Annotated in this window: 21 protein-coding genes; 9 read left to right on the top strand and 12 right to left on the bottom strand. The window is 63.3% G+C overall.

Features of this window, described 5'->3' with window-relative positions; all coding sequences use genetic code 11:
* Window positions 1–45 precede the first annotated feature (45 nt).
* The 12 genes from FDP28_RS20600 to FDP28_RS17535 all read right to left on the bottom strand — a co-directional run bounded on the left by FDP28_RS20600 (window position 46) and on the right by FDP28_RS17535 (window position 12,849).
* Window positions 46–282, bottom strand: a complete 237-nt coding sequence (locus FDP28_RS20600) for a hypothetical protein (RefSeq protein ID WP_186313697.1) — start codon at window positions 280–282, stop codon at window positions 46–48.
* Window positions 283–328: 46 nt separating this feature from the next.
* Window positions 329–685: a helix-turn-helix transcriptional regulator gene (locus FDP28_RS17585; RefSeq protein ID WP_144662905.1), complete on the bottom strand. Its 357-nt coding sequence runs from the start codon at window positions 683–685 to the stop codon at window positions 329–331.
* A gap of 141 nt (window positions 686–826) precedes the next feature.
* Window positions 827–1,162 (bottom strand): hypothetical protein, encoded by a 336-nt coding sequence (locus FDP28_RS17580; RefSeq protein ID WP_144662904.1) that lies wholly within the window; start codon window positions 1,160–1,162, stop codon window positions 827–829.
* Window positions 1,162–3,243 (bottom strand): type IV secretory system conjugative DNA transfer family protein, encoded by a 2,082-nt coding sequence (locus tag FDP28_RS17575; RefSeq protein ID WP_144662903.1) that lies wholly within the window; start codon window positions 3,241–3,243, stop codon window positions 1,162–1,164. The genes FDP28_RS17580 and FDP28_RS17575 overlap by 1 nt, the downstream gene beginning before the upstream one ends.
* Before the next feature lie 843 nt (window positions 3,244–4,086).
* Window positions 4,087–4,737, bottom strand: coding sequence for a hypothetical protein (locus tag FDP28_RS17570; protein WP_144662902.1), 651 nt, complete (start codon window positions 4,735–4,737; stop codon window positions 4,087–4,089).
* A 12-nt stretch (window positions 4,738–4,749) separates the two neighbouring features.
* Entirely contained in the window at window positions 4,750–6,315 is a 1,566-nt protein-coding gene (locus FDP28_RS17565; protein ID WP_144662901.1) for a peptidoglycan DD-metalloendopeptidase family protein, read from the bottom strand.
* Window positions 6,312–8,216 carry a hypothetical protein gene (locus FDP28_RS17560; RefSeq protein WP_144662900.1) on the bottom strand — a complete coding sequence of 635 codons (1,905 nt, stop codon included), beginning with the start codon at window positions 8,214–8,216 and terminating at the stop codon, window positions 6,312–6,314. Before FDP28_RS17560 ends, FDP28_RS17565 begins: the two co-directional genes overlap by 4 nt.
* Before the next feature lie 3 nt (window positions 8,217–8,219).
* Window positions 8,220–10,766: an ATP-binding protein gene (locus FDP28_RS17555; RefSeq protein WP_186313695.1), complete on the bottom strand. Its 2,547-nt coding sequence runs from the start codon at window positions 10,764–10,766 to the stop codon at window positions 8,220–8,222.
* A 4-nt stretch (window positions 10,767–10,770) separates the two neighbouring features.
* Window positions 10,771–11,304 (bottom strand): hypothetical protein, encoded by a 534-nt coding sequence (locus tag FDP28_RS17550; protein WP_144662898.1) that lies wholly within the window; start codon window positions 11,302–11,304, stop codon window positions 10,771–10,773.
* A complete protein-coding gene (locus FDP28_RS17545; protein ID WP_144662897.1) occupies window positions 11,291–11,647 on the bottom strand; it encodes a hypothetical protein in 357 nt (118 codons plus the stop codon). Before FDP28_RS17545 ends, FDP28_RS17550 begins: the two co-directional genes overlap by 14 nt.
* Before the next feature lie 9 nt (window positions 11,648–11,656).
* On the bottom strand, window positions 11,657–12,619 hold the full coding sequence (locus FDP28_RS17540) for a conjugal transfer protein (RefSeq protein WP_144662896.1): 963 nt from the start codon (window positions 12,617–12,619) through the stop codon (window positions 11,657–11,659).
* A complete protein-coding gene (locus tag FDP28_RS17535) occupies window positions 12,616–12,849 on the bottom strand; it encodes a hypothetical protein (protein WP_144662895.1) in 234 nt (77 codons plus the stop codon). Before FDP28_RS17535 ends, FDP28_RS17540 begins: the two co-directional genes overlap by 4 nt.
* Window positions 12,850–13,127: 278 nt before the next feature.
* Here FDP28_RS17535 and FDP28_RS17530 point away from each other — a divergent pair, with 278 nt between their 5' ends.
* The 9 genes from FDP28_RS17530 (at window position 13,128) to FDP28_RS17490 (ending at window position 21,139) form a co-directional block, all read left to right on the top strand.
* Window positions 13,128–13,889 (top strand): hypothetical protein, encoded by a 762-nt coding sequence (locus FDP28_RS17530; RefSeq protein WP_144662894.1) that lies wholly within the window; start codon window positions 13,128–13,130, stop codon window positions 13,887–13,889.
* A gap of 581 nt (window positions 13,890–14,470) precedes the next feature.
* Window positions 14,471–15,346: a ParA family protein gene (locus FDP28_RS17525; protein WP_144662893.1), complete on the top strand. Its 876-nt coding sequence runs from the start codon at window positions 14,471–14,473 to the stop codon at window positions 15,344–15,346.
* A 2-nt stretch (window positions 15,347–15,348) separates the two neighbouring features.
* The gene (locus FDP28_RS17520) at window positions 15,349–15,930 is read left to right on the top strand and encodes a hypothetical protein (RefSeq protein ID WP_144662892.1); all 582 of its coding nucleotides are present in this window, start codon (window positions 15,349–15,351) and stop codon (window positions 15,928–15,930) included.
* A gap of 26 nt (window positions 15,931–15,956) precedes the next feature.
* Window positions 15,957–16,646 carry an SAF domain-containing protein gene (locus FDP28_RS17515; RefSeq protein WP_144662891.1) on the top strand — a complete coding sequence of 230 codons (690 nt, stop codon included), beginning with the start codon at window positions 15,957–15,959 and terminating at the stop codon, window positions 16,644–16,646.
* Window position 16,647: 1 nt separating this feature from the next.
* Window positions 16,648–17,466 carry a hypothetical protein gene (locus FDP28_RS17510; RefSeq protein ID WP_144662890.1) on the top strand — a complete coding sequence of 273 codons (819 nt, stop codon included), beginning with the start codon at window positions 16,648–16,650 and terminating at the stop codon, window positions 17,464–17,466.
* Window positions 17,463–19,085, top strand: a complete 1,623-nt coding sequence (locus FDP28_RS17505; RefSeq protein WP_144662889.1) for a CpaF family protein — start codon at window positions 17,463–17,465, stop codon at window positions 19,083–19,085. Before FDP28_RS17510 ends, FDP28_RS17505 begins: the two co-directional genes overlap by 4 nt.
* On the top strand, window positions 19,082–19,945 hold the full coding sequence (locus FDP28_RS17500) for a type II secretion system F family protein (protein ID WP_144662888.1): 864 nt from the start codon (window positions 19,082–19,084) through the stop codon (window positions 19,943–19,945). The genes FDP28_RS17505 and FDP28_RS17500 overlap by 4 nt, the downstream gene beginning before the upstream one ends.
* Window positions 19,942–20,823 carry a TadC protein gene (locus FDP28_RS17495; RefSeq protein WP_144662887.1) on the top strand — a complete coding sequence of 294 codons (882 nt, stop codon included), beginning with the start codon at window positions 19,942–19,944 and terminating at the stop codon, window positions 20,821–20,823. Before FDP28_RS17500 ends, FDP28_RS17495 begins: the two co-directional genes overlap by 4 nt.
* An 88-nt stretch (window positions 20,824–20,911) precedes the next feature.
* Entirely contained in the window at window positions 20,912–21,139 is a 228-nt protein-coding gene (locus FDP28_RS17490; RefSeq protein ID WP_144662886.1) for a hypothetical protein, read from the top strand.
* Window positions 21,140–21,152: the final 13 nt, after the last annotated feature.

The raw sequence follows: 21,152 nt of genomic DNA, 5'->3' as shown, positions 1-21,152 counted from the left end.
AAGGGGTCCGCAGGCATATGCCCGCGGACCCCTTCGTGTTTGAAGTTACTCCTGGCCGCAGCGCCGGCGCCGCAGAAGGACAACCCAGACAGCCAGCAGGATCGATGCCAGGAGGTGGCGTCCGTTGATCACGCGAAAGTCCGACGCCAACCACCCCGCCAGGGGAAGCATGGACCAGGCGAAAAAGATCTGCCAGTGATCCCTAGCCGCCGTCGATGGCGCAACCAACCGCCACCGTACAGCCCCCCGAAGGGGACGTACCAAGGAGAGAGCAATTGTCACGTTGATCAATCGGCCGGCGGCTGGCTGCTGCCCCATTCTATGCCGCTCAACGATCGCCATGACGGGATTCCTCACGCCCAAGAAGCAGCAGACCAATGGCACGCAGGGAGCGGCTAATGACTTCCAGCTCGCTGTCTCCATCGCTTGCACGATCCAACAGCCTGGCTGCCTGGGCGGCACGGGACGCGTGGCCGGAAGCGGAAGCGGCAGCGCGGAGTTTCTTCAACGCCCCGACCGGCAAGGGGTCATCCCCCCGCCGCTCCCACCCGCTGACGGTCCGGGGCGTGGTTTCGGTGCGGTCGGCAATGTCCGCCTGGAGCAATCCATGGCGAAGCCGGTAGTCCCTTAGCTGGTTTCCGGTAATGGGCCCCGTGGCCGGCAAGCCTTCGTTCTGCGTGAGCATGACGCCCCCTCCTATTAAATTAATCAACGTGACTTTGATTAATTTAATAGCTCGACAGTCACCCGTCAAAGCAATTTCCCTACCCCCGTTAGACAGTCATGCCGCCCCTGTCGGGCGGTATGACTGTCCTAAGGCCTCCCTTTACCGGGCTTGGCGGTCCCCTCCCCGCCGGGCAGGAGCAACGCTGCGCGAATGAATCCACCACAGCAGCGTCATAATCGCCAGGGCGGCAATCGCGACCAGGACGGCGATCCGGGCCACATCCAATCCAGCGGGGATCCCCGATGGAGTAACGGCCAGTTCCCAGGCCACCGAATCCCCTGACACCAGAAGGCCGGCGTTCAGGAGCCACGCCTGGAAGGCGGGAAACGCCTTCGACAGGAAACCGGCCCCGAAACCTCCACCGATCAGCAGGACCACGGCCAGTACGCCCCAGATCCAATCGAGGTCATCGTCGGTAATTGCTGAATCTGCCACTATTCCCCCATGTTGTTGATGGCACGGCGAACCGTCACCATGGCGTCATCCGGGAAGCTTTCACTCCCCGTTTCGTCATCATCACTGCGCCAGTCGACGCAGATGTTCGATTCGTCCTCCGGGTCAGTGAAGACGCTTTCCACGGCTACCCAGACATCGGTGGTTTCATCCAGGCACAGCAGGTCCCCGTCCTCGACGTCGGTCACCGGTATGTCCCCCAGATCCGCGTATTCGATCTCCCAATCGACGAACTCTCCCTCGTCTGCGCTGCCGGCTGCAGCCTCAGCAACAGGGAGGGCCGCGAGAGAGCGCGGGCGCTCCGCCTGGTCCCCCGTCCATACCGTGATCCTGGCGGACGCCCAGTCCTGGTAGGTGACGGGGATCGTCTCGCTGTCTCCGTCCAAATCAGGAAGTTCCTCCGGGTCGATGACCTGCATTCGCGGGTGGGTCACCTTCTCCGGACGCAACGTCTCCAGCAAGGCGTAGTCCTTGGGCTTCTTCTCCGCCGTGGCCTTCCTGGGATCCGGGGTCCAGTAAACCTGGACCTCGACAGGGTTACTGTTCTCATCGCTGGTCACGCCGCGGCCGCGGGCCTTCCTGGGCAGCGCGACGCCGGTCCGCGGGTTGCCCCACATCATTTGGGCACCTTCGCGGTTCAACCTGCCCATGGAGAGCCTGGCGCCGAAGTTGTCCCGCATCTCGCCGGTGAGGAAGGCTGCATCCGGCCGTTGCGTTCCAAGCAGAAGGTGGATGCGGATGCTACGGCCGCGGGAGGCAATATCCGAGACCAGACCCAGGGCCTCAGGCTCAGTTGGATCGCCCTTCACACGAATCTTCTTGTAGAGCATGGTCAGCAGGAACTTGAACGCCTTGAACTCATCGATCACAAGAAGCAGAGGTTCAAAGTCGTCCTCCGTTGCCCGTTCCTCGGTGATTGCCCTGATGCGCTCCTCCATCTTCGTATGGACCATGTGGATCACGCGGACCTGCTCGGAAATGTAAGTTCCGACCAGCTGCACGTTTTCCCAGCGCCTGAATCCGATGAACTCGGTTGCCTTGCCGTCAACAACCCAGACGGGCCAACCCTGGGCCGTGAACTCTGCAACGATCCCGTGCATGCAAACGGTCTTGCCTGAACCGGATGTGCCCACCACAAGGAAGTGCGGGTTGATTGCCGGTTCCCAGAAGTGCGTCCTGCCGTCTTCGTCTATCGCAAAAGGAACCCTGACCTTGTCGTAGTTCTCGATCGCGCTGCCGGGGAGGACCGTGATCGGCGGGTGGGGCACTGCCTCTGGGAGCGGTTTTCGCAGCTCGTAGACAACCTGGTCAGATTCAAGATCCCAGCGTGAGCGCCATCGGCCCGGAAGCATGGACATGACGGTCGAGTCGGTGTCGTACCGGTTGAATTCCCTCGCGAAGCGCTTGTCGATCTGGAAAGCGACATCCACCCGTGCTACGGATCCGTCAGGGCCCAGCTCCACTTTCGCCTTTGCCCCGGCACTGAAGGCTTTCTGGACGATAGCCTCGGCACGGACGACAACCTCCGGAATCAGCGACTCCTCTGCCTCAGGAACGTCAGGTACCAGGCGCAAATGCACCCGTCCTTTGACCATGGAGACCTTGTGCATCTGGTAGGTCCCCCCGAGCCTCAGCTTCGTGAGCTCGGCGATCTGCTGGCGCCACTGGGGGTCGTCCTGGTTGATGGCGCTGTCGTACCGCAAACTGATCCGCTCCGGTGCCCCCGTCCACCAGCCCTTCCACCTTGAAAGCCTGACCATGTCACGGATCGGGCGGGCGCTGCCCAGACGGGGGCATACCGCCTCGGTGAACCTGTCGGCCAGGGCTCTCCTGGAGTCGGTCCGGAAACCAATAGCCGTAGCCACACCCGTCACCAGCAGACCGGCGATCATCGCGGCTGCGACCCAGTTCTCCTGTTTGGTCAGGACGAGGCTGATCCCGACCACCACAGTGGCGGCCGCCGAGAGGAACGCGAGGCGGGGCCAGGATGGCGGCCGCGGTGTGAGTCCGTAGGCCGGTTCGCTACCCATGGCCCGTGGGGGCCCGTCAAGAATCCTGGACATGTTCGTTCTCCCTTCACGTGTATTCGTTAAAGGGAAGTACCGGGATTCCCATCTCAGGCGAGGCCAAGGGAGTTTTTCTTGATGGGGATCCTTCCGCCGGCAACCGGGGCAGGTATGTCCCCTAGTGCGGAAGCCGCCGGCCTCAGCCCGGCTGCGTCCTCGAAAATCCCAGGGTTCGCTTGACACGGGTGTTACGCTCGTCGCAGCGTACGAAGTGCAAGCGGATGACGAGCGAGCCTCCCTATATCTTCACTGTTGCCCGCACCTTTCATCCTTCTTGTCTGTCCTGTCTCACCTAAGGTGAGGCAATCTCATTTAAGTCGAGGCATTAGGCCATTTTTTCTCATGTCCTGTCTCACCTAAGGTGAGGCAATCTCATTTAAGTCGAGGCATTAGGCCATTTTTTCTCACTACAGTTAAGGCACCGGGGGCAGATCCCGCATGATTCCAAGGTTCTTGGACCATCAGCCATGCTGCGATTCTCCGATTTGCCTCAACTAAAGTGAGACAAACCCCGGCGTTCTGTCTCATCCAAGTTGAAGTAACCGCACCAAATCGCCACCGTCTGCCTCGAGTTAGGTGAGACGGGACATTGTCCCGCCCGTCTCTGTCCTTTGCACTCTTGCGGGCTTACTGCTGTCCGCATCCTTCCTGCCCACTGGCAGCTCCCTTTCCGTAAGCGGTGATGTCAGGTGTCCGCCTTGTGGCTGGGCGGATGAAGTCACGTTGCATCGTCCTTGCTGCATGGGTGATCCCCAACGGCGGTCTAGGTGATGGACCCTTGCATGCCCCTTGTTGTAGGCAGTCCGTGCTGCACCGTCACCGAGAGGTGCGGGCAAGGTGTCAGTGACCGACTGTGGGCGCAACTTCGGGCGCCTGCTGTTCAACGGTGGGCGGGGCATATCCGCTGACGAGGTCGGTGATGCCCGAGACCTTCCAGTGCCCGTTTTCTGTGCGCAGGCTTAGCAGCTTCGTGAAGTCCTGGCTGGTTCCGGCCGGGTCGGGCTGGCTGGAAGTCGTGACGGTGTAGCTGACCACGACAGTGGCTTTCTCCGGCGAGGAGGCGCTGATGGCGGTGTTGCGGATGACCGGTTTGCGGATCTGTCGCTGCTGGACGAATTCCGCCCAGGCGGCGCCGCCGGCCCGCCCGTAAGCTTCCTGGGTCTGCCGTGCATAGTCCGTGGTCATGTAGGCCGCGGCACGGCCGGTCCAGGCTCCGGGTGTGGGGTCGTCCCATCGTTGGCTGGCGTACATCTTCACGAAGCTCTCGCCCGTGTCCTGAATCTTGTCGGCGTCCCCGTCAGCTGCCCCCGTGGCCGGCGGGGTCGCCTGCGGATTCGTTGTGGCTGGAGACGGCTGCACTGTGGCTGGCTGGCTCCCGGGATCCCACGCGGGAGCGGTGGGCCGGCTGGTTTGCCTGGTCAGGGCGAGGACCACGATCACGATGATGACGACGGCCAGGGCGGCCAGCGCGATGATTCTCTTGGGTGTCATGTCGTGTCCTCGTCAATCGGTCATGGTGAAGTATTCGCTGCCCGGGTTCCAGTCCACGGGGTGAAGCAGCGTGCCTTGGTCCGGGTTGAGGGCGCTGTACATTTGGCCGTTGCCGGCGTAGATCCCGACGTGGGTCCAGTGGTTCTTTCCATCGGGGATCTGCACGACGAGGTCTCCGGGCTGCGGGTTGGTGGTCTTGCGTCCGAAGGCCCATTGCTCCGTGCGCGGGACGCCTTTGATGCCTGCTTTTGTCATTGCCCACTGCACGTAGCCCGAGCAGTCCCAGCCTTGTGGAGTGGTGCCGCCCCAGACGTAGGGGTGGCCGAGCCCGGATTTGGCGGCATCAATGATTTTGGCCCGTGTTTCCGCGGAATTCGTGCCTGCGGGCAAGGGTGCCCCTGCGCCGAAATCGTTGTTGCCCGTGCAGTTCACCACCGGCGATCCGCCGGCCCGGGAAATGAGTTCCCTCGCCACCGGTTCCCAGCGCCCGTAGGCGTCCGGGAAGGCGGATACCTGGACGGTCTGGGCGGCGTCTGCGACGCTCATCTGCTCCCAGCCCGGCACATCCAGCAGGCCTCGTGGGCCGGCAGTGTCCTTCCCCCAGAATTTGCGGGTCGACCGTTCCGCGTTCATCAGGTCTTCCGTTCTGCCCCAGCCTGCCGCTGGCCGTTGTTGGAAGAGTCCCACGGAGTCGTGGTCGCTGCCGACTTTGTCGTGCGGCATCGACAGTGATGACGGGTTGCCGGCGTTCGCGTACATCCACCCTGAGGATTCCTGCAGCACCGTCACGACGGCAACCACGATGGCTTTCTCCGGTAGCTGCAGCCGTTGGCCTTCGGCGATGACTTTGTTGATGTTCTTCACCTGGGTCGGCTGCAGGCTCACGTTCTGGCCGTCGGAGCGTGTACCCGAGTAGGCGCCGCCGGATTGTCCAGTCTGGGTGCCGCTTTGTTGTTGCCCTGCGGGTTGGGCCGCGGCCGCGGGTGCTCCCTGACCGAGGGTCACGCCCCGGGCTTTCATGAACGGGACCGGGTCGACGGCGACGCCGTTGATGTTGACCTGGAAGTGGAGGTGTGCGCCGAAGGAACGGCCGGTGTTGCCCATGCGGGCAAGCATCTGACCAGGGCGGACGGTGTCGCCTGTTTTGACGACGGTGGAACCGGCCTGGGCATGCCAGTACCAGATCTTGATCCCTCCCCCGGCGTCGATGATGATGCCGTGGCCTCCGTCTCCGTCGCCTTCCGGACCGCCAGTCCCGAACGCCGCCGTGACCTTGCCGGCTGACGCGGAGTAGAACGGGACACCCTCGTCGCCACCGTCGATGTCGGTGCCGTCGTGGTGCTCGGCCCCGAGTTCGAGACTCCGCTGGCCGAACGGGCTGGTGACCGGGCCGGTAAGAGGGTTGCTCCACGGTCCGGTGGCTGCCGAACCGATGGTGCAGGTGGAGGCGCCGGTATCGGCCTCGCTCCTGGGGGCAAGGGCTGTGAACATCAGCAGGAAGGTGATCGATCCCGCTGCGACGAGGCCAAGGCAGAGGGTGATTGCAGTGCCGAGGAGTATCCAGAGTTTCTTGTTCATCGCTTCACGGGGCTGGCCGTCAGGGGCTTATGGGCGCGAAGTTTTTCCTGCAGGGCGCGCTGGGCCGCTGTTGGCGGCCTTGTCAGCTGGCCGCGGTTCCTCAGGGCCTTCGCGCCGTCACCGGCGAGGACCGCGGCCCGGCTGTACGGGTGCAGCTGGGCTGCCGCGCGGATGATCCCGCCGGCCGCTGCCCGGCGCCGGTCTTTGGGATCCTGGGCGGTGGCTGCCTCACGTGCTGAGAGCACGATGCCCTGGATGGTTCCGGCTGCTCCGGGGGCGTTCCGGGACGCTGTGGCTGCTCCTGGTGGCAATGACGGTCCCGGGGGCAGCGCAGGGACCTTGGAGCCTGCAGGAGGTGGCGGGAGCTGCTTGCGGGTGCTGCCTGGTCCCAGGGCGCCCTGCGGGGTGCTGGGTTTCGTGGAGCGGGTTGGCGGAGTGTCGTCGTCCTCTGGTGACGGGTCCTTGGTGTCCTCTTTGGTGTCATCCTTTTTGATCATGCGCCGCCGCCAGGCGTAGGTGGAGGCCCGGTCCAGGCCGCGGCGGACGTCGTCGGCGCTGATGGTGCGCACTTTGTATTCGGGGTTGCCAAAGCCTATTTTGCGGAGCTTTTCGGCGATGGATTCGCCGACCTTTTTCCCGCGGATCCACATCCTGATCATGATGATGATGCCCAGGATCAGGAGAGCGTCGACGACGTTCCAAAGAATGAGGGGGTTCTGGGTCCAGTTCTGGGCGAAGACCATCTTGATGAAGATCATGTAGAGGGTCAGGAAGACGAAGGCTCCGCCGACGGCGAAGAGGTAGAAGGCGCACATGGCGACGCTGCGGGACAGGCTGGAGCGGCTCATGCCTGGGATCACTGCCGCTTTGGCGCTCCACACCATCTTGATGCTCTCGTAGAGCAGGAAGCCGACGGCGATGATCATGAGAGCGGCCAGGACGTTCAGGAACAGCTGCAGCAGACCGGTGGCGCTGCTGCCGATCCAGAGATTCCACACCATGGTGGCATCGGGGTTGAGTGCGGTATCGGATGCCTGCTTGTCGCAGCCCTCGACGGCCTTGCGGATCTTTTCCCCGTCGGAGTCGCTGCTGAGTTTGATGGTCTTCATGACCTCGTTGAAGGCCTTTTTGCAGGCCTCGTTGTTGTCGATGACCTTTCCGAAGGCCGCCACCTGATAGGGATAACGGAGGAAAGCGTCCACGATGGGCTGAGAGGCTTCCTTGTTGATGACCTCCTCCGGCTGTGTGCCCTCGGAGTTCTTCGTTGAGCTGAGCAGATCCGCCCCGACGGTCTTGCCGTATTCCTGTGCTTTCACGAGGGCGCCGTTCGGGCCCGCAATGGAGGCCACGGGGTTGGCCAGCACGGTCGTGACGAGGGCGACGACGATCGCGGACATGGCCAGCTCTGCCCAGCCGGCGCCGGTACGTCCCCTCATCCAGAGCCAGCCGACAAAAAGGCCGGCCATCATCGCGACGAAAGGCAGCCACTGCACTCCGGCGATGAGTTGCTCGAAGCCGCTGGCCAGGAGCACGGCCGGGCCCTTGATCCAATTAACCCATCCGAAGCTCATGAGGAACTTGTTGAACATCACGGTCAGGGTGGTGTTGCTGAACGTTGCGGTCCAGAGGAAGTCCACCGGTTTGGACCAGAAGGCCTTGTCCTGGTTGTAGACCAGGGATCCCCGGTCGATGGGAAGGGACTTGTAGGCGCCTACCGGGACACCTGAGGAGTCGGTGAGGGGCTGGGTCTGGTCGTTCTTCCCGCCGTCCTCGGCAAACGAAGGGGCAGCCGAGAGCAGCAGCACGCAGCAGGTCACCAGGACGGCAGCCAAGGACAGGCGAAGCCAGGCCGGGAGCTGCATCCATTTGCTGGCTGCGTGTGCTGCTGCGAAGTTGGTCATGGCTCAGGCTGCCTTCGTCTCGTTGGGCATCGGCGGGGAGGTGAGCGCGGCCTTGGCCCGGTCGGCCCGGGCCGCCGGGAGGACACGGATTTTGGCGTAGCGCAGGGCGCTGTCGCGAATGATGGCCTCGCCACGGCGTTCCGGGTGAACCTCCATGCGGCTCGTTGCGGGGTTTTTCCAGTTGCGGGGCGAGAGATCCTTGCGGACCAGGTCCATCAGCTGCTGGTCCGTGGCGTCGAGCTCGAGGAATTCCAGGCCCCTGGCTGCGAGAATCTTTGATTCCTGGCGCATGAGGATCCTGATGTTGATCAATCCCCGCAGCGTCTCGGACCCGAAGTCAGCCGAGGGGTCATGGCTGCCCAGGATGAGGAACGCCAGATCTTTTCGGGCAACACGCAGGAAGTCCGCGACCGCTTCCTCTCCCGCCGGGAATCCGGTGAGGTGGTGGGCTTCGTCGCCGATGAACACAGCCAGTTGTGTGGGGTCTGCCAGGCACAGCTCCCGGCTGATTTCGAGAATGAGGCCGTAGACCGATGAGCCGAACTTCTTGTCGACCGGGAGGTTCCTGAAGCGGTGGTCGCTGGCCAGTTCTTCGTGGCGGGGAAGCTCGACACCGATGGTGCGGAACACGATGAAGCGGCTGTCGGTTGGCATGGCCGGCAGGTCCGGGTCGAAGATCACTGCCCCGTAGTCCTTCGTGGCCACGACGTCCATGAGCCCGGAAATGCTTTCCTTTTTCGGGACCGTGCATGCTGCGGACTTCAAGTGCCGCAGCAGCTCACCCGAGGAGGCCAGGTGGTGCTTTTCCAGATACTCGGGGCTGAGCACAGCGGACAGGGCTGCGCCCTCTGCCGACATGGGTTCGATGTTCAGGAGAGTGCCGAAGAACATTTGTGCTGCCCGGGCTGCGCGGGCCGGGGAGAAGAGGCGGATCGGGTCCAGGCTGTATTTGGGGTTCAGGATCCCGACGACAGTCGGATCCGCGACGGAAGCGGCGAAGGCCTCCCATTCGCCGTTCTGGGAGCGGTCTATGACCGTCACCAGCCCACCCCGGTCATAGACGCTTCCGCCCAGCAGCTTCAGGAGGTGGCTTTTCCCTGAGCCCAGGGACCCGCAGACGGCGATGGACCCTGAAGCGTCCGAGGCCATCGGTGAGGCCGGGTCCAGGAAGACCAGGGACCGGTGGGCTGTGGTGATGTTCTTGGCAACAAGGATGCCCGAGTCGTCGCCGACCTCGGCGTTGCCCATGGGGACGGCCGAGGCAAAGCCGGTGCCGGTCTGGATCTGGGCGTACTCGCGGACCACGGACGTCGTCGGGGTTCCTGGCAGCATAGCCCACCAGAGTTCTTCCTGGTATCCGATGGGGGCGACGGTGCGGAAGTCCAAGTTCTTGTATTGCTTTCGGATGTGTTCTGCCTGCAGCCGGGCGTCCCTCGCGGTAGGTCCCCCGACGGCGAAGATCGCGGTTGCCTGGACTTCGACTTCCTGCTCGGAGGCGCCCATCTCGTGCACGAACCTGCCCAGGTTTTCGGCGTGGGCGTCCAGTTCCCCATGATGGCCCGTGATGCTGCCGGCATCGGAGCGCTGTTCGGACTGGTCCTCGAGGTTCTTTTCCGCCTTCCGGTTCTTCCTTCGCGCCTCGGCCGCGGTGCTGATCTGAAGCCTGAGAGCGAAATCCGCCTGGTCACTCATGCTGCTGACCAGCTGGACCCATTCCACGCCCGGGAATTCGTATCCTCCGGTCGGTACTCCCGCCACAGTCTGGAGGACCTGGTAGCTCGCAGAATCCATGTCTTCTGACTGGACGCGCAGGTATCTGTTGCTCCAGGGCGTGAGTTTTTTGACCAGGGACGTACCGTCAAACTGGCCGGATTCATCCAAGTGCACCTTGGGGATGCTGGTGCCGCTGACCACGTCCGCTTCGGGAGCGACCAGGATCCCCTGCTCGCCACGTTTCGCAGGCGGCACGGTGGGCAGCTCGGCGCCGCGTTGCTGGGCGTGAAGATGGATCCAGATGTTTTCAGCGGGGGTGACCGGCCGGGCATGGAACTCGGCAGGGATGCTTTCGAGAATGCGGTCCGCTTTGCCCAAGGCCTCCTGGACAACCTCAGCCGGTGCATGCCATTTCGGCAGCGCAGCCCATTCCCGGACTCGGGCGAGGGCGGCAACGGCCGAGATCTTCAGTTGTTCCAGCGGGTTCACAGCCAACGGGACGGCCAGCCAGTAGGTCCGTTCCCCCGGCAGGACCTGGTCCTGAAGGGCGTCATAGCGTGCCTGGACTTCCTCCATCCAGGCCGGGTGGTTCTCCGGGTCAAGTCCTTCGACCATGCGCAACACGATGGAAGCCGGGTCCATTTCAGTGCACAGCCCCAGCAGGAGGGCTTCGCCGCGGAGGGCCTGGAACAGTTGCTTGTGCAGGTCCCGGACTTCCCGTTTTTCGTCCACTGACTTGTAGGCGTACGGCATGGCCTGCAGCTGCCATGTCGCCCATACGGTCCCTGAGCGGCCGAATACCAGGTTGTTTCTGAGGTCGAGGACTGGATTGCGCATGCGGCTATTTGCTTCCTGTTTGCGCGAGAAGGCGTTCAAGGCCGGTTGCCGGCCCGGCAGGTTCGGGGACATACCGTTCCTCGGACAGGGAAGCGTGATCCGGTCGTGGAACCGGGACCTCCGGGTTGGTCGCTGGCTCCTGCCGTTCCGGCACACCAAAGCCTGCGCCGGCCACGATCCGCGGCTTGACAGGCCGCCGCGCGGATCCGTCCCACGTGCCGGCCGCCGGAGCCATCAATCTGTTGAGAAGACCGAGCCCGAGGATGGCGGGGCTTCGGGCCCCGATCGGAAGCATTCCTGCCAGGAATCCGACGAGCCAGGCCACGATCACGCTGAGAGCGAGGTCGATCAGCCCAAAGCCGGTGCTCCAGAGACTTTTGGAGGAAAAGCCGGCAACCGCGACGATGCCCATCACGGTGAACTGCACCGTCGTGTAGGGCCCTCCCCAGATTTTCGAACCGTCATACATCCGGCCGATGAGCTTGGGGAACTTCCGGCTCATCGTGAAGAACCGGACGGTCTCCCTAGCCGACGCCATCAGGATCCCCTACCGTCGCAGGCACCTGGGAGGCTCCGGCCGTGGTTTCGGCCTTCAGCATGTTGCTGATGTCCACCAGGCCTCCACCGATCGAGAGGTACAACACGAGGGCGGCCACCAGGCCCAGGCCGATGATCTTGCCAAACTTGAACCCCGCCCTGATGCCCAGAATCAGGACGACGATGCCGCCGATGAGCGGCACCCCGATCTTGACCAGCGAGGAGATGTTGGTGAGGAGGCTGTTGGCCTGGTCCGTGAGGCTGCCGGCCGCCGGCACGGCTGCCGGCATGGCGGCTTGAATCGTGGTGGCGGTTTCTGCGAAGAGCTGCAGGGTGACTGACATGGTGTTCTCCTATTTCGTGGAATTGCTGGGTTTGGGTTTGGGTGAAAGTTGCGGCAGGGACGGCATTGCCGTGACTTCCCAGCGGCCTGCACGGGCCTTGAGGGTGAGCGGGTAGTCGCTGGTACGTCCCTGGCCGGTTAGCTCGGTGAGGTTGACGGTGGCGATGATGTCCAGACGGTCCCCGTCCTGGATCGTCGTGGGGACTTCAGCCGTGGCGACAACGTTCTGCAAGGCCAAAGTCTTGTAGGGGGCCGGGTGGACTGCGTCCATCTGCACCCCTGGACTCAAGTACCTGCCCAGTTCCCCCTGGCCTGTGAGATAGGCATCGAGGAAGGCCTTGGCCGAGTCGGCAACGGACCCCGTGGTTCCGACGTTCTGCTGGTAAGCCAGTCCGGGAAAGGCCTGGGCCTGGGCAGGCGCAGCCACCTGGGCCGGCAGCGTCCCCGCGGTCAGCCCAGCACCCGTGGAGGCCACAGCGACGCGGAAGAACCTGCGCTGCCACAGGCTCGCGGGTTCCTTGGCCTTCGTGTTGGGTTCCTGGATCCGGACACCAACGACCACGCTGTAAACCCCATCGGTGCCCGGTTCCACGGAACTGACCACAGGGTCTGCCACCGGCGAAGGCGAGTCCGGCAGCCCGTCGACAGCGAACGGTACGAATTGTTTGAGGGCCTGGTTGTCTGAGCGGCTTGCCCGCAGCCAGGCCAGGACATATTGCTGACCGAAAGCCCCAGCCCGCTGGGCATCGGGGCTGCTTCCGGGGTCCTTCACGACGGCGGCCGCGGGAGCGTCGGTGCGTGGTTGAAGCATGGCGGCGGCAAGGGCAACTGGACCCGCCGCAAGGCAGGCTATGACACCTGCGGTGGTCAGCCTGGTTGTCCAGTGGGCGCCGTTGGTCCAAGGGTGGGTGGCCGTCCCCGTCGACGGCGTCCCGCTGTCTTCTGCAGCGCGTTTCTTCCAGAACGCTTTCACTGCTCCGCCCTTTCGGGCATGGGAGCCGCCTCAACACACAGCCGGTTCCAGGCCGCCTGGCCGCGGAGGTAGTCCCCCTGCAGGAATTCAAGAAACCGTAGCCGCTTGCCTTCCTCGAATGGGGCAGATTCCAGCTCCACGAAGTGCTCGCCGAGGCGGCGGCGCGCAGCCAGGGCAGCGGCCGAATCGGCCATCAGGGCATCGCCGTCCGCTTCTTCTTTCGGTGCCATCTCGGGTCCTTTCAGGTGGTTGACCAGCTCGTGTCACCCATAGGAAGTACGCCTTTTTCGGCCTCCGGCTAGTTCTCCAGCGATTTTTTTGGGCAAGACCCTTGCCCGGCCACTGACAGGGCGGATCCCCAGGTTTTCCGGGGATCCCGGACCCTTGCCCGCACTGCTCATGCCGCGGAAACCGCCAGGAAAGGCCGCGCCGGGCATGACTGCAGGCACAAACCGGGCAAGGCCCTTTCGCTTCGCTGACAGGCAGATACCCAGTGAAGGAGCTCCTCATGACCGCAGCACCGGCCAGCCACCCGACAACCTCACGGCGGCTCAACCTCGAATGGAATATCGCCGCTTCCGCGCATCAAGGGACATACCGCCCCTGGGCCGGCTCCCCCGTCCTTGCCGCCATTTCGACGGTGGACCTGCTGGACCGTTACCGGCGTCTGGCACGCGAAGACCGCAATGGGGCATTGATGGATCTCATTGCGCTTGCCCGGGCCGATGACCAGCTCTCTGAACTGGCCGTCTGCACCCTCGTACTGCGCTCAGTCACGGACAGGCTTCTGACAGCCAAGAGTCTCCGGGGAATGGACTACGCCACCTGCCAGGACACCGTTCTGGAAGCCCTGTGGACGGCCATCCACAAACACACGATCGCAACCCGCAACAAGGTCTTCTACTCCCTCGTCCTCAACACCCTCCACGTCCTGAGCGCAAAGACCCGTCGCGACGCAGCACGCGGAGGCGAGGAGTTCCCCGTTGAAGACATCTGGCTCGAACAGCCCCGGGTCTCCGCTGCCGGCGTGCCGGACACCGCAACCGAGATCACCGAACTCCTTGCCTGGGCTCTGGACAGCGGATCCCTGACATCCGATGAGGTCAGCCTCCTTGCCAAGGTCCATCTGGCCCACAACGGGACGTCCCTGCATCCCTTGGCCGAGGAACTGGGCATCAAGTACAAGACCCTGATGTACCGCGCCGAAGTCATCCGCACCAAGCTCAGGAAGGCCGTCCAGAGCCACATCGCAGAATGGGGCAGCTGGTAGCCAGCCACCTACTCCCCACTCCAGGAAGGCCCCATCGGGGGGGCCATGAGAAGCCGCTGAAGGGCCTTCTCATGGCACCCCCCTTTCCTTTGTCCCGTGAGCATAGGGGCCCCCTCCCCACCAGCTTGAAGGACATCTGGGGAGGCTTCTACCCCCCCTGGAGCCGGCTGGCCAGGGGGCTATACCCTGACTGAACAACGGCTGTACCCTGACTCAACAACCGCAGCATCAAGGATGACTCATTGCAATACCATTGCATTATCCCTGCTCTCCCTTAGTTACTCCATTGCTGCAAGGGTGCATCATGGATGTACTAAGTCAACTGAGACCTTCCGCCTTGGGTGTTACAGACTTGAAGCCTGCTTTTACAACTAATGATTCAGGCATTCAAAATCCATGATCAAAGGGAAATGTATCCCTACTTTATACTTGCATCAAAGATGATGCACACTGACAGCTACCTGCTGTATATGTGGATGAATGAAGTATTGATTAATTAATCCTGATTGCACTAGGGTGAGCATGAAGCATGTAGCACCCATGACTCTTGGGGGAGTCGTTGATTCTGAAATGAGGAAGACATGGACCTTGACCATGAGAGGGTCATTGCGGTTGCGAACGGCAAAGGCGGAGTTCTGAAGACGTCCGTTGCCGCCAACACCGGGGCGATCCTGGCGCAGAACGACTTCCGGGTCCTTCTGATCGATCTTGATCCCCAGGGCAACCTTGGGTTGGATCTTGGATACGAGGACCGCGGGGAGGGCGACAGCGGGCAGGGACTGGCCCAGGCGATCATTTTCGGCTCTCCGCTTACGCCCCTGAAGAACGTCCGTCCCAACCTGGACGTCATCACAGGAGGTACACACACCTCTTCGGCGGCCGGCCATATCGCAAGCCAGCTGGGCAAGGTGGGTCCGAAAGCCCAGGGCGCGCTGCGCCGGGTGCTGGAACCTGTTCTCCCGCGCTACGACTTTGTCATCATCGACTGCCCTCCGGGGGATGCCCTGCTGCAGCAGGAAGCACTGATTGCCGCGAAGTGGGTGCTGTTCGTCTCCAAGTCCGATCGTGCGTCGCTGGAAGGCCTGGGGAAGACGGCCGCGCTCATTGAGCCGATTCTTGACAGGAACCCCAACCTGGAAATCCTGGGCGCCATTCTGACCGGTGTGGGGTCCACGTCGACGTCCATCAGGGAGGAAGCCCTGGACTACATCCGTGCTGTGCTCGGTGACGCGGCACCGACATTCCAGGGAACTGTCCGGCACGTGGAGAAGGCGGCGAAGGTCACCCGCGACGTCGGGCAGCTCGCAGTGGAGCTGAGTAAGGCCTACTTGACCCAGGACCCGGAGGGGCCCAAGACGTCCATGGACGGTCTGGCCTGGGACTACGCCTCAATTGCTGCCGAGTTCGTCCGCAGGTTCGAAGAGATTGAAGCCGGTCTCCAGCAGGAAGTGAAGTAACAATGGCGACCAAGCGGAATCCCGTACGACCTGCTCCCAACGCCGTCTTCGGCAAGCTGGGAAAGGGACTGGCCAAAACCACCGTCGTTGAGGATGATCTCGCCGACGTTCCGTCTGCTGAGCTGCCGTCCAAGGCCACGCCGGCCCCGGATGCCGGAGCCCCGTCCGTTCCTGCTCCGGTAGCGCCTGTCTTGCCTGCCCCGGCCATGGACGAATCGGACTCGAAGCCGGTACCTGTGCAGTTCTTTTTCACCGAAAGCATCCGCGAAGCGTTCAAAGCCAAGGCCAGGGAACTGAAGGTATCCCAGCCGACGCTGGTGATGCTGGCCATCCAGGCCTCCTACAAGGAGATCCCCGCGCTCCTGGGGCCTGCGGTCTCTTACGCCGGACCGGATGACATCCAGCTTTTCGATTTTCCCAAAGCCCAGGTCTCGCACGACGAAGACGGACTGAGGGATGCCCCGATCACGATGAAGATGCGTGGGAAGAACCTGAAAGTCATCGACGGGATCAAGGAACAGTTCAAGGCTTCCAGCCGCAACCAGCTCGTATTTGTCTGCGTGAAGCACTTCCTGTCTTCCTGACAAACCACCGTATTGGGGGAAAGACCATGACCACCACAACCACCAAAACCCGTAGCCTGCGGGGTAAGCCGAAGGAACCCGCGGCAAAGGCTGAGCATCAGTCCCTGCCTCCGGTGAAGCGCCGCGCCCGGCCGGCCTGGATCATTGCGGCCCTGGCGCTGATCATCACTGCTTCCTTGATCACCGTCAGTTTGGTCCAGTCAGCCGGAAACACTGTCTCCGTCCTGGTCGCAAGCAAGCCCATCAACCGCGGTGAGACCTTCACGGACAGTTCCTTCACGACCATCGATGTCGCAGCCGGCCAGCCGGGCCTCAAAGGGATCACGGCCGATCAGGCCCGTACGGTTTTCGGCAAGGTATCCACCGTTGATCTGCCGCCAGGGTCACTGATTACTTCCGGAGCGGTCGCCGATTCGCTGCAGCCGGGGGAGGGCTTCAGCATTGTGGGAATCACCCTCAAGCCCGAGCAGGCACCGGCGAGGCCGCTGGTTCCCGGGGATCCCGTCAGGATCATCGACACCACCGCCCAGAACGCGAACGCCGCCCGGGGGCAGGACATCAGCGGCAGAATCCTGACCACCAAGGTGGACAGTGTCACGGGCGCGACCTTGGTCGACATCACCGTAAAGAGCTCCCAGGCTTCCGATGTTGCGGTGCGGGCGTCCAAGGGCAATGCGGCGATCGTCGTTGACCACAACACCGGCAGCGGGAGCTGACATGGCCCTGATCTCCCTTGCCAGCTCCAGTGACGCGCCCGGGGTGACCACCACGGCCTTGGGCCTGGGCCACATCTGGCCTCGGCCTGTCGTCGTCGTCGAAGCGGATTCCGGCCGCGCCACCAGCTTCCTTCCCGGATACTTCCGCGGGGAACGCCCTCACGGGGCCGGCATCCTGGAACTCGCCGCACGGCTCAAGGAAGGCCCCGTGACCGATGAAGACCTCTTCAGCCAGGTCATCTCGATCGGGTCCAACAAGTGGGTCCTGCCGGGTTTCCATTCCCCGGTGGCAGCCATCAGCGCCACCTCGGCCTGGCCTGCCCTGGCGGAACTCTTCCGCGGTCTCGAATCAGCAGGAATCGACGTCATCGCAGACCTTGGCCGCTTGGCTGTCAATGACGCCAGGCGGCCGCTGTTCACCAGATCCGACGCGGCTCTCCTTATGGCCGTGGCAGACCTCCCCAGCCTCTATGCCCTGAGAATGCGGCTTGATGACTTCCACTCCCAATTTGAGCAGGACTCCTCGCCGGCAGCGCTCGGGCTGATACTGAGGGCCCGTAAAGGCCGGCCCGGGTACTCCGACCGCGACGTCCGTTCCGCCATCGCTTTGCCCCATCTGGGGACTATTCCCCACGATGGCGACATGGCCTCGGTCTACAGCGCCGGGGAGGACGGGGGCCGGAAACTCTCCAAGTCGGCATTCCAGCGCACGCTGGTCTCCTTGGCGAACACCATCACAAACGGCATCACCGCCCGCCGCAGCGAGCTTGGGGAGCGCAGCACCAGCCAGGCCTTCGACGAAAGCGAGACCCGATCATGACCGGACCGTCCGCCGACCCCTCGGCCCTGAACCTTGGCTCCCTGCCGCTCTTTGCCGAACCGTCCGCCGCGGAGATCCCGACGGGCTCACGCCGCAATCCCCACCTTGCAGCCAACACCTCGGCAATGCCTCCACGTACCCCGGCACCAGCCCCCCGCCGCGCAGCTGCCATTCCCAGGGCCGCGGCATCTGCAGCTGTACCTGCCCGCACGTCCCCGCCGCGGGCACGATTCCTGCAGTACCAGGAAGAGCAGCGGCGCCGGCGCGAAATGCGATGGGAACTTCTGGACTGGAAAGACGTCAAGGCCATCCAGTCGGTTGTTGCCGAGAGGATCGCCAACTTCACCGACAAGAACCAGGACGTCAACGCCGAAGCCCAGGAACAGCACGGCCGGGCCATTGTGGCAGAAGAGGTCCTTCAGCAAGCCAAGGCGGGATTCGAAACCGGGGGCGTCGACTGGTCCATCGAGTACCAGGAGCTGCTGCGCGAAGGTGTCTTCATCGAGCAGTTCCGCGTCGGCCAGCTGCAGCTGCTCCTGGACGTCGACGGCGTCGAAGACATCATCATCATCAACGACGGCAGGGTCTTCCTCAGGCGCTCGGGCGGACACATCGAGGAACGTCCGCCGATCGCCTCGAGTGATGAAGAACTGATCAGCATGCTTCAACGCATCGGCAGCGGCAACAATGTTGGCGGCTCCCGGACCATCGCCGATACCGACCCGATGATGAACATGACCCTCCCCGGCGGTGAACGCCTGGCCGCGGTCATGCCACCCATCGACAAGTCAGTCTCGATCAATATCCGCAAGCACAACCTGATCGACGTCACCTTGGAGGATCTGCAGCGGTCCAGGACCCTCACTGAAGCGCACATGGAGCTGCTCACCGCGGCCGTGAAGGCCGGACTGAACATTGTGGTCGCCGGGAAGCCCGCCGCGGGCAAGACCACTTTCCTCCGCGCCCTCTGCAACGTCCTGGATCCCGATGAGCCGATCGTCACCATTGAGGACGTCCGCGAACTGCACCTGGATCTCATGGCGGACCGCCACCGCATCATCATGCCCTGGCAGTCGGTGGAGGGCTCCGGAAGCCGTAACCCCGACGGCCGGCGTACCGGAGACATCTATCTCAGCGATCTGCTCTACCAGTCCCTGCGCCATTCCGTGTCCCGGATCCTCGTCGGTGAAGTGCGGTCACGCGAAATCGTGCCCATGTTCGAGGCGTCCAGGGCCGGAACGGGCTCGCTGTCCACGGTCCATGCCTCCAGCTGCGCCGAAGCGATCGATCGTCTGGCCACCCTCTACCAGCAGGCTGTCCTTGGGACACCTCCGGACATCGCCTATACCGAAGTCGGGGAGAACGTCGACCTGATCGTGCATCTGGCCAACAAACGGGTCGAGGGCAACATGCACCGCTACGTCACGGAGATCGCCGAAGTCCACATGGGGGAGATGCAAGGCCGACGTTGGCCGGTGTCCCGGACCATCTTCAAAGCAGCCCGCGGATCCTTTCACGCCGCACCAGCTGACGCCCTCCGTGAAGACACCCGTGAATTGCTCGCCGAGCATGGCTTCGACGCGCAGCGCTGGCTCCAGCCCGAAGGAATGGTCCTGTGAACGGCCTGCTGGCCGGCGCAGCCGTAGCAACGGCACTGACCGGTGTCCTGGCCCTTGTCGTAGCATTCCTCCCGGCACCGCCCAGCAGCAGCCGCCCCGGCAACTCTCTGTGGAACAGGACCCGGGCAACTGTGGGGCGGATGAGCCGCATGAGCCGCGTTCTCCTCCTGGTGGGGCTTCTCCTGGGCATCGTGGCCGCAGCTGCCAGCGGATCCCTGCTGGCCATCGCCATCGTTCCCTGCGCTCTGCTGTTCGGCCGTTTTCTGCTCTCGGCACCGACGGCCGCCACGGACATCGCCCTGTTGGAGGCCGTCGAGTCCTGGGCCCGGAACGTCTCAGGCCTGACGTCCGCCGGCCAGGACCTCGAAAGCGCCATCCGCCTCTCCCTGCCCAGCACACCGGAGAGGATCCAGGCACCCGTCCGGATGCTCGTTGCCCGGCTGAACAGCCAGTGGAACACCGCAGACGCATTGGACAGGTTCGCTGACGAGCTCCATGACGCTACCGCCGATGTGCTCGTGGCCAACCTGAAGCTCACCGCCAAGTTCCGCACCGGAGCCCTGGGCGATGCGCTGCAGGCCCTGGCCGACACGATCAACGACGAAGTCGCTGCACGCCGCGAGGTCGAAGCACAGCGGGCCACCCCGCGCCTGGTCTCCCGGAGCATCTTCGTCGTGGCCACGATCGTAATCATCGGCATGTTCTTCAACGGCACCTACATGGCCCCGTACAACACCCCGTTCGGGCAGATCCTCCTGGCCCTGCTCATCGCGGTCTTCGCCGGCAGCCTGCTCTGGATGCGCCAGGTCGTGACCGGCAAGACGCCGGCACGGATTCTCCTCCCCGGAAAGGGGGAATGAGCATGTGGCTCTCAGCACTCTTCTGGGGCGCCGTCGCAGGCCTTGGCGTTGCCCTGCTGGTCCGGGAATTCATGCCTTCCTCACCCAAGCTGGCCGCCGCGTTTGAGCGCCTCGGATCCGTCCGCCACCTCGACGCAGACCGGACACGCAGCCGGGGTGAAAGGCTCGGTGCCTGGATCGAAAGCCGCTTCAGCCTTGCCAGGCTCGGCCGCGCATCCGACAGCGATCTCGCTGTCACCGGCGAAAGCACCCACGCTCACCTGGCCCGCAAAGCCACCTACGCCGTCGTCGGCTTCACCCTGTTCTTCCTGCTCGGTCTGACCGATGTCATCAGCGGTGAGTTCGCTTCCATGCCCCTGCTGCTGTGCGTTCCGCTGGCACTGGCCTGCTGGATACTCCCGGACGCCAGGATCAAACGCCTGGCAGTCCACGCCCGCCAGGACTTCTCCAGGGCCATCGGCGCCTACTTCGAAATGGTGGCCATGTCCGGCTACGGCGGGAAGCACCCCGCCGCTGCCCTGGCCAACGCCGCCGAAGTGGGGCGGTCCTGGGTGTTCGTCCGGATCCGCCAGGAACTCATCCGTTCCAGGCTGGCCGGGGAACAGCCCTGGGACGGCCTGTCACACTTAAGTCGTGAAATCGGCGTCCCGGAACTGGGGGACCTGGCCGACATCATGCGCCTTTCGGGGGAAAAGGAGGTCACTATCTACGCAACACTTCGTGCCAGAGGCAAGGCCCTGCGCACTGCCCAACTGACGGACGAAAAAACCGGGGCCAACAAGAAAACCGTCAGGATGACGCTGCCGCTGGTCGCCATGGCCGTGAGCTTCATCGCGATTCTGGCCACGCCGGCTCTGATCAAACTTTTTTCCCTCTAGTTCAGCCGCGCCACCAAAACACCGTACTTATACAGACGACAGACGCACTTAACTCAACGACCGACCGCTACGCCTGAAGGAGCACATCGTGAACCTCTACATCAAGACCACCACTCTTCTGCTTGGAGTACTGAACCTGCTCACCGGCACAGCCACCAAAGCCCACCGCAAGGCGTTCCCCGGCAACCAGGAACGAGGCGGCCTCAGCACCCTTGAAATCGTCATCCTCGCGGCCATCGTCCTGGTCGTCGTCGTGGCAATCGCCGGGAAATTGACTGGCGCCATGGATTCCTGGTTCGCCAAGATTCCTCAGTAGAGAACCACCGGGA

The organism is Paenarthrobacter nicotinovorans, assembly GCF_007670255.1.
GTDB classification, from domain to species: Bacteria; Actinomycetota; Actinomycetes; order Actinomycetales; family Micrococcaceae; genus Arthrobacter; species Arthrobacter nicotinovorans_B.
Note: the sequence above shows the minus strand (reverse complement) of the source record. Positions and strands in the feature narration are given on the sequence as shown.

Coding starts and splice junctions, on each gene's coding strand:
- FDP28_RS17530 (WP_144662894.1), top strand. CDS start 13,128: ATGACCGCAGCACCGGCCAGCCACCCGACAACCTCACGGCGGCTCAAC.
- FDP28_RS17550 (WP_144662898.1), bottom strand. CDS start 11,304: ATGGCGTCGGCTAGGGAGACCGTCCGGTTCTTCACGATGAGCCGGAAG.
- FDP28_RS17565 (WP_144662901.1), bottom strand. CDS start 6,315: ATGAACAAGAAACTCTGGATACTCCTCGGCACTGCAATCACCCTCTGC.
- FDP28_RS17535 (WP_144662895.1), bottom strand. CDS start 12,849: ATGGCACCGAAAGAAGAAGCGGACGGCGATGCCCTGATGGCCGATTCG.
- FDP28_RS17585 (WP_144662905.1), bottom strand. CDS start 685: ATGCTCACGCAGAACGAAGGCTTGCCGGCCACGGGGCCCATTACCGGA.
- FDP28_RS17570 (WP_144662902.1), bottom strand. CDS start 4,737: ATGACACCCAAGAGAATCATCGCGCTGGCCGCCCTGGCCGTCGTCATC.
- FDP28_RS17555 (WP_186313695.1), bottom strand. CDS start 10,766: ATGCGCAATCCAGTCCTCGACCTCAGAAACAACCTGGTATTCGGCCGC.
- FDP28_RS17560 (WP_144662900.1), bottom strand. CDS start 8,216: ATGACCAACTTCGCAGCAGCACACGCAGCCAGCAAATGGATGCAGCTC.
- FDP28_RS17520 (WP_144662892.1), top strand. CDS start 15,349: ATGGCGACCAAGCGGAATCCCGTACGACCTGCTCCCAACGCCGTCTTC.
- FDP28_RS17525 (WP_144662893.1), top strand. CDS start 14,471: ATGGACCTTGACCATGAGAGGGTCATTGCGGTTGCGAACGGCAAAGGC.
- FDP28_RS17545 (WP_144662897.1), bottom strand. CDS start 11,647: ATGTCAGTCACCCTGCAGCTCTTCGCAGAAACCGCCACCACGATTCAA.
- FDP28_RS17495 (WP_144662887.1), top strand. CDS start 19,942: ATGAGCATGTGGCTCTCAGCACTCTTCTGGGGCGCCGTCGCAGGCCTT.
- FDP28_RS17505 (WP_144662889.1), top strand. CDS start 17,463: ATGACCGGACCGTCCGCCGACCCCTCGGCCCTGAACCTTGGCTCCCTG.
- FDP28_RS17515 (WP_144662891.1), top strand. CDS start 15,957: ATGACCACCACAACCACCAAAACCCGTAGCCTGCGGGGTAAGCCGAAG.
- FDP28_RS17575 (WP_144662903.1), bottom strand. CDS start 3,243: ATGTCCAGGATTCTTGACGGGCCCCCACGGGCCATGGGTAGCGAACCG.
- FDP28_RS17510 (WP_144662890.1), top strand. CDS start 16,648: ATGGCCCTGATCTCCCTTGCCAGCTCCAGTGACGCGCCCGGGGTGACC.